We start from the raw sequence: 14,182 nt of genomic DNA on the forward strand, positions 1-14,182 counted from the left end.
AATACCGAATTTAAGACAAACCTTCCCCATGAACAGGAAGTTTGTAACTTAGGACATGTAAACCCAAATATTAAAAAATAGAATTATGATGAATTTTGAGCTCAATGAAAATCAGGTGATGATCGCCAAGATGATTCGCGACTTTGGAGCAAAGGAGATTACCCCATTCAGGAAAGAATGGGATGACAAGCAGATTTTTCCACTAGAACTTTTCAAAAAACTTGGCCATCTCGGATTGATGGGCGTCCTCGTCCCAACAGAGTACGGAGGCTCAGGTTTTGGCTATTTTGAATATGTGACAGCGATTGCCGAATTATCAAAATTGGATCCGTCGGTCGGTTTGTCTATGGCAGCGCACAATTCACTTTGCACCAACCACATCCTGATGTTTGGAAATGAAGCCCAAAAGCAAAAATACATCCCAAAGTTGGCCACCTGCGAATTGCTTGGAGCCTGGGGATTGACGGAACCGAACACCGGTTCTGATGCCGGCAATATGAGAACTGTGGCTGTCAAGGACGGCGATCACTACATCATCAACGGCGCCAAAAACTTTATCACACATGGAATTTCCGGTGATTTAGCTGTGGTAATCGCAAGAACCGGAAAAATAGGTGATTCCCACGGGATGACAGCCTTTGTGGTAGAAAAGGGAACTCCAGGATTCAAAGGCGGAAGAAAAGAAGACAAACTCGGCATGCGCGCATCTGAGACCTCTGAGATGATTTTTGAAGATTGTAGGGTCCACGAAAGTCAGATTTTAGGTGAGGTTGGGGATGGCTTTATCCAATCAATGAAAGTTCTTGATGGTGGAAGGATCTCTATTGCTGCACTATCCTTAGGCATTGCGGAAGGTGCATTGGAAGCATCCATCCAATATTCCAAGGAACGTCACCAATTCAATAAACCGATCAACAGCTTTCAGGGAATTTCTTTCAAATTGGCCGACATGGCCACCCAAATAGAAGCGGCAAAGCTATTGACTTTCAAAGCAGCAGCCTTGAAAAACAAAGGCCAAAAAGTGACTTTGGAAGGCGCGCAGGCAAAATATTATGCATCTGAAGTGGCAGTATTTGTTTCCAATGAAGCAGTTCAGATTTTCGGAGGATATGGCTTTACCAAAGATTATCCTGTGGAGAAATACTACAGAGACTCCAAACTTTGCACGATTGGAGAAGGAACATCAGAGATCCAAAAGATCGTGATTGCGAGAGAGGTTTTGAAGTAAAAGGAGAAAAAACCTCCAAGGTTTTACTTGATAAGGAGAACTTTGGCGGTTTTCTTGAGAATTATTTTTTCTCAATAATCCGACCTCTGTACACCACAAAATCTTCATCTTCCACATCTTTGGAAGCGGGCTTCATCCACCATAATTCCTCATCAATCAATTTAAAGCTTTCATATCGCATCTGCGGAAAATCAATAGGACTGACCTCTTTTGTTTTCAAATCAAAAAGCACAGTTTTTATCTTCGTTTCCTCCCTCAATCTATCTTTCAATTCTTTTGTTGCTTCGTTGTTTCGGACTATTTCCAAATCCGAATCGCTGATTGGACTTGGATTATAACTGATCAAAAAATCATCTCCAAATTTCTCCAAATTTCGAATGCGGGAAGGAAATGGCGAGCCCAATTGTCCTGCATTCAGCAAACCATATTCCAGGTCCATATATTCCCATCCTTCGTGACTAGAAAATCCTGGCAAATCAATCAATATAGTTTCCTTATAAATAGGTTCATCACCTTTCCAATCAAAGAGGTATAAAACCGCTTCATTCTGAAACATCAAATAAAGCACTTCCTCCTTTTCATTAAAAAAGAAAACAGGTCTAAAGTCTTCGAAGGGAAATGCCTTGCCTGCAAGAAATTTGCTTTTTTCTGGAAAAGGTAAAATCTGTTTGGTTTTCCCGTTGGATAAATCGGTCAGGAGAAGATTTTTTCGACTTTTATAAAATTCCCCGCCTATCTGTTGGACATCATCCATCAAGTCCAGATGATGGATCAAAAATTCTTTTCCATTCTTATTTATCACTTGGTTCTTTCGAAACAAATCCACAAACATGTGAAAACCTGTCTGAGGCTGATAAGTCCTGTTTTGCATAACCAATTGTCCATCAATAGTAAATACCCGGATACCGGCCATATTGTCGCCGAGTACGATATTGTGGTTTTTGTCAAAAACAAAATTATCGGCAGCCATGGAAAAATTACCGGGAACATCCCCTGATTTATCCCAGGAGTAGAGAGGCATCCCCAAGGAATCAAATACAAAAACTTTGGAAGAAGCCTTGTCTCTGAAAACCAAATTATCTCCGGATTTCCCTTCAAACGCAAAAGCAGGCACGAGGACATTTTCAACCTCAACACTATCAAGGACCTCGATGCTGTATCTGAAATTTAACCCCTCAGTCTCAGCTGCCTCTATGCTTTTATTTTCATAGGTATCTGACGGTTTACACCCTTGATTGAGAAATAATGAAAATATTATTACGAAGCCGATTAGATATCTCATTGAATTTTGATTTTTGAAAATTGAAATTAGAAAATCTTTTTTAGTTTTTCTTCATTTGCAGAAGAAATTAGGCATAAAAAAACCCTCAGTCTCATGACCAAGGGTTTTTATAAATTTTGCTTTCTCGCTTCTCGTCTCTCGCTCCTCTTTTCAAACCAGATTCCCTTCACTCAGCAAAAGAAAAATCCCGGCAGCCATAGCTGCGCCGAGAATCGGTCCCAATACCGGAACCCAAGAATAAGCCCAATCACTTGTTCCTTTACCTTTAATCGGTAGCAATTGGTGCATCAACCTCGGCCCAAAATCCCTTGCAGGATTGATGGCATAGCCCGTCGTACCACCCAAAGCCAATCCGATCACCCACACCAAAAAAGCCACCGGCAATGCGCCAAGAGCCCCGAGACCAATCGGTATTTGCTCACCGTCGGAATATTGGATTACAGGATTGGTAGAATGTAAGATCACTATGATCAAAACGGATGTTCCGATGATTTCAGAAAATAGGTTGGAAGGTAAGTTCCGGATGGCAGGAGAAGTTCCAAAAGGAGCAAACTTCAACCCCGGATCATCAGTGGCATCAAAGTGGTCTTTGTACACGAGCCAAGAAATCCCTGCTCCCAACATAGCACCTAAAACCTGGGCTAAAATATAGCCGGGAACCATCGCCCAATCGAAAAGACCTGCAATGGCCAATCCAATACTTACGGCGGGATTGAGATGCGCGCCGCTGTGTGGACCTGCCACGACAACCCCAATAAATACTCCCAATGCCCAAGCGGTGGTAATCGCAATCAATCCGCCTCCATTTCCTTTTGTACCGGGAAGTACAACGTTGGCCACCACGCCGGACCCCATCAACAACAGGATAGAGGTCCCTATAAACTCTGCTATATATGCGTTCATTATTCTACCCAGTTTTTAGATCGTTCTACTGCTTTATGCCAAAAGTGAAGGAAATAATCAACTTTTTCCACTTCCATCTTTGGTTCAAAATCCTTGTCTGATTCCCAAAGCGCCTGTAACTCTTTCTCGGATTCCCAAAATCCTACTGCCAAGCCTGCCAAAAAAGCCGCCCCAATCGCTGTGGTTTCTATGATTTTGGGCCTTTTGATTTTGGTCTGCAAAATATCTGACTGGAACTGCATCAGAAAATTGTTTGCTGTAGCGCCACCGTCCACTCGCAATTCCTTGATGGGGGCGCCACTGTCTTTTTGCATCGCATCCAAGACATCCCTGACCTGATAAGCTATGGCTTCCAAAGCAGCCCGAGTCATGTGCGCGATCGTTGTCCCACGGGTAATTCCAAAAAAAGCACCTCGTGCATTTTGGTCCCAATGCGGTGCGCCGAGTCCTGCCATTGCAGGCACAAAATAGACGCCGTCATTGTCTTTTAGACTTGTGGCCAGTTTTTCACTTTCTTTGGCGTGGCCAAACAATTCAATGCCATCCCTAAGCCATTGGATCGCTGCTCCTCCGATAAACACAGAGCCTTCCAATGCATAGTTGACTTTCCCGTTGACTTCCCAAGCGATGGTGGTCAGCAATTTATTATTGGATCTCACGGGTTCTTCCCCTGTATTCATCATCAAAAAACAACCTGTTCCATAGGTGGTCTTTGCCATTCCGGGATGGGTACACAACTGTCCAAAAAGTGCCGCCTGCTGATCACCTGCTATCCCGGCAATGGGTATCGGCACAGGAAACAACGATTCTGAGGTATGTCCATACACCTCTGAACTTGACTTCACTTCGGGCAATAAGGAGACCGGAATGTCGAAAAGTGAGAGGAGTTCTGAGTCCCATTTTTTTTCAAATATGTTGAAAAGCATGGTGCGACTGGCATTTGATACATCTGTGACATGAACCTTCTTGTGGGTCAGGTTCCATACTAGCCAAGTGTCCACTGTACCAAAAGCCAATTCTCCGTTTTCTGCCTTCTCTCTGGCCCCTTCGACATTGTCAAGCAGCCATTTGATCTTGGTGGCTGAAAAATAGGCATCCAACACCAAGCCGGTTTTGGAGGCGACCATTTCTTCTTTACCCTCTGCTTTGAGTTGGTCTACATAGGCCGAAGTCCTGCGATCCTGCCACACGATGGCATTGTAGATAGGTTTTCCTGTTTTCCTATCCCAAATAATGGTGGTTTCCCTTTGGTTAGTGATTCCGATGGCAGCAATATTTTTGGCTTTGATACCACCTTTGGCTAAGGACTCTGCCAAAACCGAAGATTGGGTGGACCAAATCTCCATGGGGTCATGTTCTACCCATCCGGATTTTGGAAAATGCTGTTTGAAAGCTCTTTGGGCAACACATACTATTTCGCCCTGTTTGTTAAAAATGATGGACCGTGAACTAGTCGTTCCTTGGTCCAAGGACATGATGTACTGGGTATTTTGGGTCATTGCTTAGGGTTTTATGATGTATTTATTGGCAGTCTTTTTAAATTCCTTCAATTCATCCTCTATCCAATTCTGATCCATACCAAGGTCTCGGGCCATGATCTCCGCCACTTTTGGAGCCATCTCCATGGCAGCCCTGGCATCAAGCAAAAGAATCCTAAACCTCCTGGAGAGTACATCTTCCAGTTTGACGGCCATTTCATTTCTAATGATCCAGATCACCTCGGCGATGGTATAAGGATATTTTGGGTGCAGTTTTTCTCTCCACTCGGGATGCTCTTTGAGCATAAACCTGATCTGAAAAGCGTCTGAACCATAAATGGCCATATGACCTTCATCCGGTTTGATCGTGAATCCATGAAGTTTTTGAGTAGCAGATTTGCTTTCAGACATGTTTTTGCCCGACACTCTAGGGAAATATTCTACGGTATCCTCACCCATTTTACGGAAAGTCGTCCACTTACCGCCTGTCAGGGTGACCAATTTAGAATCTGAAAGAATGACTTTATGTGTACGTGAAATCTCCTTGGTTTTGGCTCCATCTTCTTTTGGCGCTGCCAATGGCCTCAGTCCTGCAAAAACAGAAAGTATATCAGCCTTGGTGGGTTTTTTGGTAAGATAGGCTTGGGCAGTTTCCAATACAAAATCGATTTCCTTTTCCAAAGCTTCAGGTTCCAATTGGGGTTTGTCCTTCAGGGTATCTGTGGTCCCGACGACAAGCTTCCCGTGCCAAGGCACGGCAAACAACACCCTGCCATCAGAAGTTTTGGGAATCATCAACGCGTCTTTGCCACCCAAAAAAGACTGGTCAAAAACCAAATGTATGCCTTGACTAGGCTGTATACTTTTTCTCGCATCAGGATTATCCATCTTCAAGATCTTGTCAGCAAAAACACCGGTGGCATTGACCACCATTCTTGCCTTGATCTGTAAATGGCTTCCATCCAATTGGTCTATAAAATTCAGGCCATCGACTTTTCCGTTGGTATCTTTGGTCAGGGATTCTACTTTGGAATAATTCAATACACAACCGCCGAGTTCGTCACAGGTCTGTGCCAAAGCAATGATCATTCTGGCATCATCAAACTGACCGTCATGGTAGACTACCCCGCCTTTCAGTCCCTCCTGTTTGATCTGAGGCATCCTTCGGACAGTTTCGGTTTTACTGATAAACTTCGATTTGCCAAGCCTCCACTTTCCTGCCATCAGGTCGTATAATTTGAGACCGACAGAATACTGTAACCTGTCAAACCAAGTGTAGATGGGAATGATAAAAGGTTGGTTGTAGGTGAGATGGGGAGCATTTTCCAAGAGCCGTCCCCTTTCTTTCAAAGCTTCCAATACCAAAAATACATCCCCTTGTGCAAGGTAGCGGACGCCACCATGAAGGAGCTTGGTACTGCGACTGGAAGTGCCTTTGGCGAAATCCGATTTTTCTAACAAAACCACCGAAAGACCTCTTGAAAGCGCATCCAAGGCGACTCCAAAACCGGAAGAACCTCCACCGATGATGGCAATATCCCAGATTTTTTCCTGATTGTCTTTGATTTTACTGAGGTTAGCTGACCTGTGCATAACGAAAAATTTTTCTTTCCAAGTTAATGGAAAAAAGAGGGAAAGTAAAATATTGAAAAAAGTTTAAAAGGATGATTTAAGCCACCCCAAAAAGTATTTCGAAATATTAATTATTTGGTGAAAAACTTCAATAATCCTTAAAAACTTTCCTCTCCACCGTACTGCCATCTTCCTTTAGAGAAACTTCGAATATAAAATCATACTCGATGTCCTGAAGCTCGGGGTATTTTTCACCTGAACCTACAAAATAATTGGCTAAATGATTGACTGTATTGCTGTGACCGACCACAAGGATGTTACCTGTTCTTTCCCGCAGTTCCCTGACTAGATCATCATGGTTTTTGGCATCATAGATTTCGATAGTCAGTCCTATAGCATCCGCCAAAGGCTGTGCGGTAGTTTTGGTGCGGATGGTATTGGTGCTGAAGATGTGTTGGATTTCTTTTTGTTCAAGTATCTGTGCCAGTTTTTTGGACCTGGCTGTTCCGGCCACGCTGAGTCCGGGGTCATCGCCTTCCAGGATTTTCTCTGCATGGCGGACAATGTAAACGGTCTTTGGTTCCTGCTTGGGTGAACAGGCGAGCAACAAAAATGAAAATATCAGGAGAGTGAAAATACTTTTCATTTCAAATAATTTATGAATTGTAAATCTCCCAAAATTCCTTGGGAGAAAGTATGACTGTTTTCCTGAATTTTGAAAATGTAAAATCAATTGTATTTCCTGTGATTAGGTAATTTGCTTTTGAAGCAACTGCCAAATCTAAAAACTTATTGTCACTCTCATCTTTCATAATGTCCACTTTTTTGGGAGTGTCGATTATTAAAGAGATTTGCTTGAGGTGAAAAAGTACTATAGAAGACTTCTCTTTAAAATTCAAAAATCTTGAAAACTTATCTCTGTTTAGTACTTGGATATATTCTTCAAGAACTTCATTTGATAAACATAATTCTACTTTTCTCTTCAAAATCAATTCCTCAAGGATTTTTGCAGGAAAGCTTTTTGAAATGAAGGCCGAAACCAAGACATTGGTATCAAGAATGACTTTCATTCCTTACCGCCTTGATCTCTGCATCAATTTCTTCCAACGTCAATTCTGCTAATCCTACCTCTTTGGCAATATTTTGACATTCTTCGAGTGCTTTCCTTGCAAAATCGAGGTTTATTTTTTCAACAAGAAGCTTGAAATCAATGATTGGGTCACTGTCCAGATTATACTTCTCTAAATCCTTTTCACTTACTTTGACTTGTATTGTTTTCATAAACTCAGGCTTTGAAACATCAATTTAATAACTATTCTGAAAACTATGGCAAGCAAAAAACAATTCGAAAATGAAATTACCCACTAAAAGTATTTTCCAAATGCTGGTCTTTACCTCTTACAGGCTCAAACTCTAGATATTGTTCCCAAAAAGCTTCTTCCGGCAATGCTGCTCTGAGAAATATCTTTTCCTTTTTGATGGGATGGACAAATACCAAGTGGAATGCATGGAGATTGATACTCGCATCAGGATTGGGTTTGTGAAAACCATATTTCAAATCTCCCCTGATCGGGCAACCCATAGAAGCCAATTGCACCCTGATCTGATGCGGTCTTCCGGAAACCGGGCGAACCTCCAACAGCCAATGATCATTCAATTTGCCCAAGGTTTTGTAATTGAGTTCGGCTTTCTGTGATCCCTCGACCTCCTTTTCGTGTGCAGTTACAAAGTTTTTAACCTCATCTTTCACCAGATAATGTGTCAGTTTCCCGGTTTCTTCCTTTGGCCTGTTTTTGACTATTGCCCAATACACTTTATGGATATCCCGCTTGCGGAAAAGCTCCATCATGCGCTCGAGTCCTTTGGAAGTCCTCGCAAAAACCACCAATCCACTGACAGGCCGGTCAAGCCTGTGAACAGGATGTAAAAATACATCACCCGGTTTGTTGTATTTCTTGGCTATATATTCCCTGCAGTAATCCGTGAGCGTTTTGTCCTTGGTCTTGTCACCCTGCACGAGCACACCCGCAGCCTTATTGACTATCAGGAGGTGATTGTCTTCATAGACTACTGAAAATGGTTTCTTCTTCATATTGATAAGTTTAATGAGTTAAAAAAATCACGCAAAGCCGCAAAATCGCAAAGACTAAAATCCTTGGCGGTTTAGCGTCTTGGCGGGAAATATAATTCTTTAGAATTCGGAAGTGAAATGGAATTCTATCTCCGGATAGTTGTCCTGCACCATCTGAAGCCAAGCCCTTGATTCGGCCATAAAGACCACTTTCCCGTCTTTGTCATATGCAATGTGCCTGCTCTTAGACCGGATAAATTCATCCAACTGCTTTTTGTCTTTGCTGCTGATCCAACAGGCTTTATATAAGTTCATCGGAGCGAATTCCACCGAAGCGTTGTATTCATTTTTCAACCTGAACTGAATCACCTCAAACTGCAGCTGACCTACAGTACCCACTACTTTACGGTTACCCATTTCGTAAGTAAAATATTGGGCAACACCCTCTTCCATCAATTGCTTCAAGCCCTTTTCCAATTGCTTGGTCTTCATGGCATCTTTGTTGATGACTTCTTTGAAGATTTCGGGGGAGAAACTCGGAATACCTTTGAAGGTCATGTTTTCACCTTCGGTAAGCGTATCACCAATTTTCAAATTGCCTGTATCAAACAAACCGACGATATCACCTGGAAATGCCTCATCGACGATTTCTCTGTCCTGCGCCATAAATTGGGTCACGTTAGAAAACCGCAGGGGCTTGGGTCCGCGAACATGGTTGTAAGGCTTGTTTCTTTCAAATTTTCCAGAAACTATCCTCAAGAAAGCGATCCTGTTTCTGTGGTTCGGATCCATATTGGCGTGGATCTTAAAGACAAATCCAGAAAACTTTGGCTCCTCGGGCTTTACCTCACGCTCCTCTGTATACCTGCCTATGGGTGAAGGGGCGATCCGGATAAAGGTATCGAGCATTTCATTGACTCCGAAATTATTGACGGCAGAGCCGAAAAACACCGGCGCAACCTTTCCTTCAAGATATTCTTTTGGATCAAAATCAGGGTAAACTCCCTCAATCAATTCCACATCTTCACGCAGTTGCCTGGCATTATTTCCTCCAATCAATTCATCCAATTTGGAATCTTCCAGGTTTTGGATCGTCTCTCTGGCATCGCTCAGTTTCCGCTGGCTTGGGGTGAAAAGATTGAGCTTTTTGTCATAAAGGTTATAGACACCTTTGAATCCCTTGCCCATTCCGATTGGCCAGGAAAGCGGCCTTACCTGAATGTTCAATTTTTCTTCCACCTCATCCAACAACTCGTAAGGATCTCTTCCTTCACGGTCAAGTTTATTGATAAAACAGATAACAGGCGTATTTCTCATCCTACAGACTTCCATGAGTTTTTCGGTCTGGATTTCGACGCCTTTGACACAATCGATGACCATGATGACCGAATCGACAGCTGTCAAAGTCCGATACGTATCTTCCGCAAAATCCTGGTGACCGGGCGTATCCAACAGGTTGATTTTGACACCCTGATATTCAAAACCCATCACAGAGGTAGCCACAGAGATACCTCTTTGTTTCTCTATTTCCATCCAGTCGGATTTGGTAGCAGTGTCGATTTTGTTGGATTTCACAGCACCCGCAGTCTGGATCGCTCCCCCAAAAAGCAAAAGCTTTTCGGTCAAAGTGGTCTTTCCCGCATCAGGGTGGGCAATGATGGCAAACGTCCTTCTCTTTTGTATTTCCTTAGTCAAACTCATGTAAAGTCCTGATTCTGTAATTTTTCAGCCTGCAAAGGTAGGCTTTTAATTCTAAGGTTGGAAGGGTGGAAAGTTTAAAAGTTGAACATGGAATTTTGGGAAACTTCTTCTTATCAATTAAATAGTCAATTTATTGAATTTAGATATTCATTGATATTGGATATTGATTGATATTGATTAGGTAATGTATGCTTAGTGTGGTTCTAAAGCTGCCGACAATTTCCCAAACAATTTCAGTTAAATCAACAAAAACTCGCAAATACCTAGGATCAAAACTCAAACTTTCTGACCCAAAAAATCCTCCTGTTTGAAACCCTGAATGCCTTCTTTGCTCCCGTGAAGGATAATTCTAAAAGTGGTACCAACACCCAATTCGGAGTTTTTGACAAAAACCTTTCCTTTGTGATAACCTTCAATGATTCTTTTTGCGAGAGTTAGTCCAAGTCCCCAACCTCTTTTTCTTGTGGTAAAACCGGGATTAAAAACCTTCTTGTACATGCTTTTATCCATCCCTTTCCCATTGTCAGTGATGTCGACAAAGACAAATTTTTCGCTTTCCTTTACGATATCAATCGAAATATTACCCTGCCCTTTCATGGCATCCACGGCATTTTTGACAATGTTTTCGATTACCCATTCAAAAAGCGGCTTGTTCAACATCGCCTCAATATTATCAGAATAACCGTTGACTTGTATGTTGACTTTGGTCGATATCCTTGGACGAAGGTAATTAATAGCCTCATCCACCACCGAAAAAACATTTTCGAGTTGGATAGAAGGTTTGCTGCCAATCGAGCTGAACCGCTCAGTAACCATTCGCAGCTTGACCACATCCTTGTCCATTTCCTGGATGACTTCTTTGTTTTCTTCCCAGATGGGAGAATTTTTGAGGTAATCCATCCAAGCCATCAAGGAAGCAATAGGCGTCCCCAACTGATGGGCAGTTTCTTTGGTGAGACCTGCCCATACCCGGTTTTGTTCAGCGACTTTAGACTGATTGAAAACAGCATATGCCAAGACCCCGAATACCAAAATCACCGAAAGTTGCACGTAAGGATAGTATCTGAGGGATGTCAGTAGCTCTGAGTTACGATAATAAATCAGGGAATCCTCGCTGCTGATCGGTTCGTATTCTTCTTTCATTTTGACCAATTCCGCCCTTAATACTTTATCTATTTCCTCCTGATTTGCACCTTTTTTGAAACTTATATTTTTATGATCGACCGGATCTCCTTCTGAGTTGACGACAATTACCGGAATCGAATTATTTTGTTTGATGATTTCTTCGGTGATAAAGCCGAGGTTATCGGCGTCAACGGAAGCACTTGAGGCGTACTCGAGTGCACGGGCCAGGAGTTCTATCTGACGCTTTTCCCTTTCTTTCAGTTCTTCTACCAAAATGTTGGTATAGTAAATAGACCCAAAACTGATCACCACAGAACTGATAAAGATGAGCCATTTGATCCGGTTTTTGTTTTGGAAAAAATCCAAAATTCCAATATCCTGAAGTGTATTCCTCATTGGGTGTATTAATAATTGGTCAAAAGGTGCTGTAGTATTAAACTCGATTTTGCCATAGATATTATCAATCTGCCAATATTACTTACCGACACTCTGTGGCTCCATTTTTGTTCATGATTGAATATAACTAACCATAAATATAAATATTATGAGCACAAACGATATCGGATTGGAAATAAAAGAAAGTAAAGTCTTGGTGAAGAAACTGAATATCCTTTTGGCCAATTATCAGGTGTATTATCAAAACCTCAGGAACTTCCACTGGAATGTATCCGGACCGAATTTTTTCGAATTGCATGCCAAGTTTGAAGAGCTATACAATGTGGCCAATCTTGGAGTGGACGAAACAGCCGAAAGGATTTTGACTTTAGGGGCAAGGCCTTTTTCCTCCTACGAGGATTATATTGAAAACTCTGAAATCAAGGAGGCAAAAAAAGTCCATGATTCCAAAACCATGGTTGAGATCGTCAGGGACAATCTGAATACGCTCTTGAAACTTGAAAGAGAAGCATTGGAAGCGGCTACCGATCAAGGAGATGAAGGGACTGTTTCTTTGATGAGCGATTATATCACTGCCAAAGAGAAAACCGTTTGGATGCTCTCAGCCTATTTACGATAAAAAAATTAAGCTATAAAAAAAAGAGGATGGGGTTTTGGCCTCATCCTCTTTTTGGTTTTATACATTCACATGTCTCTCGGCATGGTAAGATGATCTCACCAAAGGCCCCGATTCGACATATTTAATCCCTCTTTTCAATCCTTCTTCTTTATAATGAGCAAATAAATCAGGATGGATAAATTCGGCCACTTCAATATGCATTTTGGTAGGCTGAAGATATTGCCCGAGTGTCAGAATGTCACATCCATGTGCGGCAAGATCATCCATTGCTTTGTAGACTTCTTCCTTTATTTCACCCAATCCAAGCATAATTCCCGTTTTGGTTCTTTTGCCATATTCTTTGGTCAGTTGGATCTGTTCCAAAGACCGGCTGTATTTGGCCTGAGGCCTCACCCTTCTGTAGAGACTTTCGACGGTTTCCATATTATGGGAAACCACTTCCTGCCCTCCGCTAATCATTCTGTAAAGAGCATCCCAATTTGACTTAACGTCAGGGATAAGTGTTTCAATCGTGGTCTGTGGTGAAAGTTTTTTGGTTTCGACTACAGTCTGATACCAGATTTCAGAACCTTTGTCTTTGAGCTCATCTCTATTGACTGAGGTAATCACGGCATGTTTTACCCCCATCAACTTTATCGCCTCAGCTACCCTTCTTGGTTCGTCGGTATCATATTCCGGTGGTCGCCCGGTGGCCACAGCACAAAAGGAACAGGATCTGGTACAGACATTTCCCAATATCATAAAAGTCGCCGTCCCTGCTCCCCAACATTCGCCCATGTTTGGGCAGTTGCCGCTTTCGCAGATGGTATGAAGCTTATGTTCGTCGACTAGTTTTCTAACTTTGGCATATTCCTTTCCGATTGGCAACTTGACTCTCAACCAGTCAGGTTTTTTTCTCTTGGTGGCCACTTCGGAAATTACTGGTAATTCGATCATGTTCTCAAGATTAAGAATGCGAAATTAAATCCAAGGTTTGATTAAAACCAATAATGGCCTATTTCCTGAACCCGTAGAAAAACGTGAAATAAACAGATTGAAATACCTGACGGTTTTCAACAGTGGGCATCAACACGATTTCTTTGGTAAAACCTTCCAATTGGTATCCAAGTTCCAATCCGGTTACATTTGACTTGAATACACCAAACTCAAAAAGTACAGCTGCTTTTGCATTTCCCCCAAAGGCGATCTGTGACCCACCGATCCCTTCGAAGAGTCTACCGGGACCCAAAATATTAAACCTGCTTTGATGCACTTCAGGATCATATTGCTCCCTTACTGTTTCTATCCTGTTGATTGCATACTCAATGTAATAAGGAGCGATGATTCCGATGGTCGGACCAATTGCTCCCAAAAGAGAAACCTGTACGCCTTGCTGAGGCGCTTTTTTAAACACAATTACTTCCCTCCCATAATATGGCCTGATGGAATAGAGGTAGTTCGATTTTCCGAAAATGTAGGAATTGCCCAAGACTGTATTGTATCTTGTTTCTTTTGGGTTTTTGACATTGACAAGGTCAAGTCCAAAAAACTGAAATTTGGTTTCGTCGATCCTGTAACCCATTTTTAATACAAATCCACCTATCAAGCCCCCGTTGGTGTTTTTATTTACCCCAAAAAGTACTTCTCTGTCATATTCATAATTTCCTGCGTCCTCTCTTTGTGCAAAAGAATAAGAGACCGAAAGTAAAAGAAGGAAAATAGAAATTAAGGCAAATCTTCTCATCATATATTGGTTAACCATTAAACGGTGACTTTTGAAGTAAGTTTTTAACCAAATATAAAAGTAAGAGTTTAAGGCAATGATAAA

Annotated in this window: 14 protein-coding genes; 2 read left to right on the top strand and 12 right to left on the bottom strand. The window is 42.0% G+C overall.

The annotated features are described in order from the left end of the window. Nucleotides 1-88: 88 nt before the first annotated feature. The gene (locus DQW11_RS15525) at nucleotides 89-1,228 is read left to right on the top strand and encodes an acyl-CoA dehydrogenase family protein (RefSeq protein ID WP_113925283.1); all 1,140 of its coding nucleotides are present in this window, start codon (nucleotides 89-91) and stop codon (nucleotides 1,226-1,228) included. 61 nt (nucleotides 1,229-1,289) lie between these two features. Here DQW11_RS15525 and DQW11_RS15530 read toward each other — a convergent pair whose 3' ends face one another. From DQW11_RS15530 to DQW11_RS15575, 10 genes are all read right to left on the bottom strand, one after another. Next, the gene (locus tag DQW11_RS15530) at nucleotides 1,290-2,510 is read right to left on the bottom strand and encodes a hypothetical protein (RefSeq protein WP_113925023.1); all 1,221 of its coding nucleotides are present in this window, start codon (nucleotides 2,508-2,510) and stop codon (nucleotides 1,290-1,292) included. A 150-nt stretch (nucleotides 2,511-2,660) separates the two neighbouring features. Then, entirely contained in the window at nucleotides 2,661-3,413 is a 753-nt protein-coding gene (locus DQW11_RS15535; RefSeq protein WP_113925024.1) for an MIP/aquaporin family protein, read from the bottom strand. Next, complete coding sequence (gene glpK / locus DQW11_RS15540) at nucleotides 3,413-4,912, bottom strand: glycerol kinase GlpK (protein WP_113925025.1); 1,500 nt, start codon at nucleotides 4,910-4,912, stop codon at nucleotides 3,413-3,415. Before glpK ends, DQW11_RS15535 begins: the two co-directional genes overlap by 1 nt. A 3-nt stretch (nucleotides 4,913-4,915) precedes the next feature. After that, nucleotides 4,916-6,484 (bottom strand): glycerol-3-phosphate dehydrogenase/oxidase, encoded by a 1,569-nt coding sequence (locus DQW11_RS15545; RefSeq protein ID WP_113925026.1) that lies wholly within the window; start codon nucleotides 6,482-6,484, stop codon nucleotides 4,916-4,918. A gap of 127 nt (nucleotides 6,485-6,611) precedes the next feature. Then, entirely contained in the window at nucleotides 6,612-7,109 is a 498-nt protein-coding gene (locus tag DQW11_RS15550; protein WP_113925027.1) for a SixA phosphatase family protein, read from the bottom strand. A 10-nt stretch (nucleotides 7,110-7,119) separates the two neighbouring features. After that, complete coding sequence (locus DQW11_RS15555; protein ID WP_113925028.1) at nucleotides 7,120-7,533, bottom strand: putative toxin-antitoxin system toxin component, PIN family; 414 nt, start codon at nucleotides 7,531-7,533, stop codon at nucleotides 7,120-7,122. Then, nucleotides 7,517-7,744: a hypothetical protein gene (locus DQW11_RS15560; protein WP_113925029.1), complete on the bottom strand. Its 228-nt coding sequence runs from the start codon at nucleotides 7,742-7,744 to the stop codon at nucleotides 7,517-7,519. The genes DQW11_RS15555 and DQW11_RS15560 overlap by 17 nt, the downstream gene beginning before the upstream one ends. Before the next feature lie 76 nt (nucleotides 7,745-7,820). After that, complete coding sequence (locus DQW11_RS15565) at nucleotides 7,821-8,555, bottom strand: RluA family pseudouridine synthase (protein ID WP_113925030.1); 735 nt, start codon at nucleotides 8,553-8,555, stop codon at nucleotides 7,821-7,823. A 99-nt stretch (nucleotides 8,556-8,654) separates the two neighbouring features. Continuing rightward, entirely contained in the window at nucleotides 8,655-10,235 is a 1,581-nt protein-coding gene (locus tag DQW11_RS15570; RefSeq protein ID WP_113925031.1) for a peptide chain release factor 3, read from the bottom strand. Nucleotides 10,236-10,511: 276 nt separating this feature from the next. Then, nucleotides 10,512-11,756, bottom strand: a complete 1,245-nt coding sequence (locus tag DQW11_RS15575; protein WP_113925032.1) for a sensor histidine kinase — start codon at nucleotides 11,754-11,756, stop codon at nucleotides 10,512-10,514. Nucleotides 11,757-11,904: 148 nt separating this feature from the next. Here DQW11_RS15575 and DQW11_RS15580 point away from each other — a divergent pair, with 148 nt between their 5' ends. Beyond that, a complete protein-coding gene (locus tag DQW11_RS15580; protein ID WP_113925033.1) occupies nucleotides 11,905-12,375 on the top strand; it encodes a Dps family protein in 471 nt (156 codons plus the stop codon). 57 nt (nucleotides 12,376-12,432) lie between these two features. Here DQW11_RS15580 and lipA read toward each other — a convergent pair whose 3' ends face one another. Next, complete coding sequence (gene lipA, locus DQW11_RS15585; RefSeq protein ID WP_113925034.1) at nucleotides 12,433-13,311, bottom strand: lipoyl synthase; 879 nt, start codon at nucleotides 13,309-13,311, stop codon at nucleotides 12,433-12,435. A gap of 58 nt (nucleotides 13,312-13,369) precedes the next feature. Beyond that, entirely contained in the window at nucleotides 13,370-14,098 is a 729-nt protein-coding gene (locus DQW11_RS15590; protein ID WP_113925284.1) for a hypothetical protein, read from the bottom strand. Nucleotides 14,099-14,182: the final 84 nt, after the last annotated feature.

This window comes from Cognataquiflexum aquatile (genome assembly GCF_003316845.1).
In the GTDB taxonomy this organism is placed as follows: domain Bacteria; phylum Bacteroidota; class Bacteroidia; order Cytophagales; family Cyclobacteriaceae; genus Cognataquiflexum; species Cognataquiflexum aquatile.

Excerpts from the sequence above, each read along its gene's own strand:
- DQW11_RS15525 (WP_113925283.1), top strand. The coding sequence starts at position 89 with ATGAATTTTGAGCTCAATGAAAATCAGGTGATGATCGCCAAGATGATT.
- DQW11_RS15530 (WP_113925023.1), bottom strand. The coding sequence starts at position 2,510 with ATGAGATATCTAATCGGCTTCGTAATAATATTTTCATTATTTCTCAAT.
- DQW11_RS15535 (WP_113925024.1), bottom strand. The coding sequence starts at position 3,413 with ATGAACGCATATATAGCAGAGTTTATAGGGACCTCTATCCTGTTGTTG.
- glpK (WP_113925025.1), bottom strand. The coding sequence starts at position 4,912 with ATGACCCAAAATACCCAGTACATCATGTCCTTGGACCAAGGAACGACT.
- DQW11_RS15545 (WP_113925026.1), bottom strand. The coding sequence starts at position 6,484 with ATGCACAGGTCAGCTAACCTCAGTAAAATCAAAGACAATCAGGAAAAA.
- DQW11_RS15550 (WP_113925027.1), bottom strand. The coding sequence starts at position 7,109 with ATGAAAAGTATTTTCACTCTCCTGATATTTTCATTTTTGTTGCTCGCC.
- DQW11_RS15555 (WP_113925028.1), bottom strand. The coding sequence starts at position 7,533 with ATGAAAGTCATTCTTGATACCAATGTCTTGGTTTCGGCCTTCATTTCA.
- DQW11_RS15560 (WP_113925029.1), bottom strand. The coding sequence starts at position 7,744 with ATGAAAACAATACAAGTCAAAGTAAGTGAAAAGGATTTAGAGAAGTAT.
- DQW11_RS15565 (WP_113925030.1), bottom strand. The coding sequence starts at position 8,555 with ATGAAGAAGAAACCATTTTCAGTAGTCTATGAAGACAATCACCTCCTG.
- DQW11_RS15570 (WP_113925031.1), bottom strand. The coding sequence starts at position 10,235 with ATGAGTTTGACTAAGGAAATACAAAAGAGAAGGACGTTTGCCATCATT.
- DQW11_RS15575 (WP_113925032.1), bottom strand. The coding sequence starts at position 11,756 with ATGAGGAATACACTTCAGGATATTGGAATTTTGGATTTTTTCCAAAAC.
- DQW11_RS15580 (WP_113925033.1), top strand. The coding sequence starts at position 11,905 with ATGAGCACAAACGATATCGGATTGGAAATAAAAGAAAGTAAAGTCTTG.
- lipA (WP_113925034.1), bottom strand. The coding sequence starts at position 13,311 with ATGATCGAATTACCAGTAATTTCCGAAGTGGCCACCAAGAGAAAAAAA.
- DQW11_RS15590 (WP_113925284.1), bottom strand. The coding sequence starts at position 14,098 with ATGAGAAGATTTGCCTTAATTTCTATTTTCCTTCTTTTACTTTCGGTC.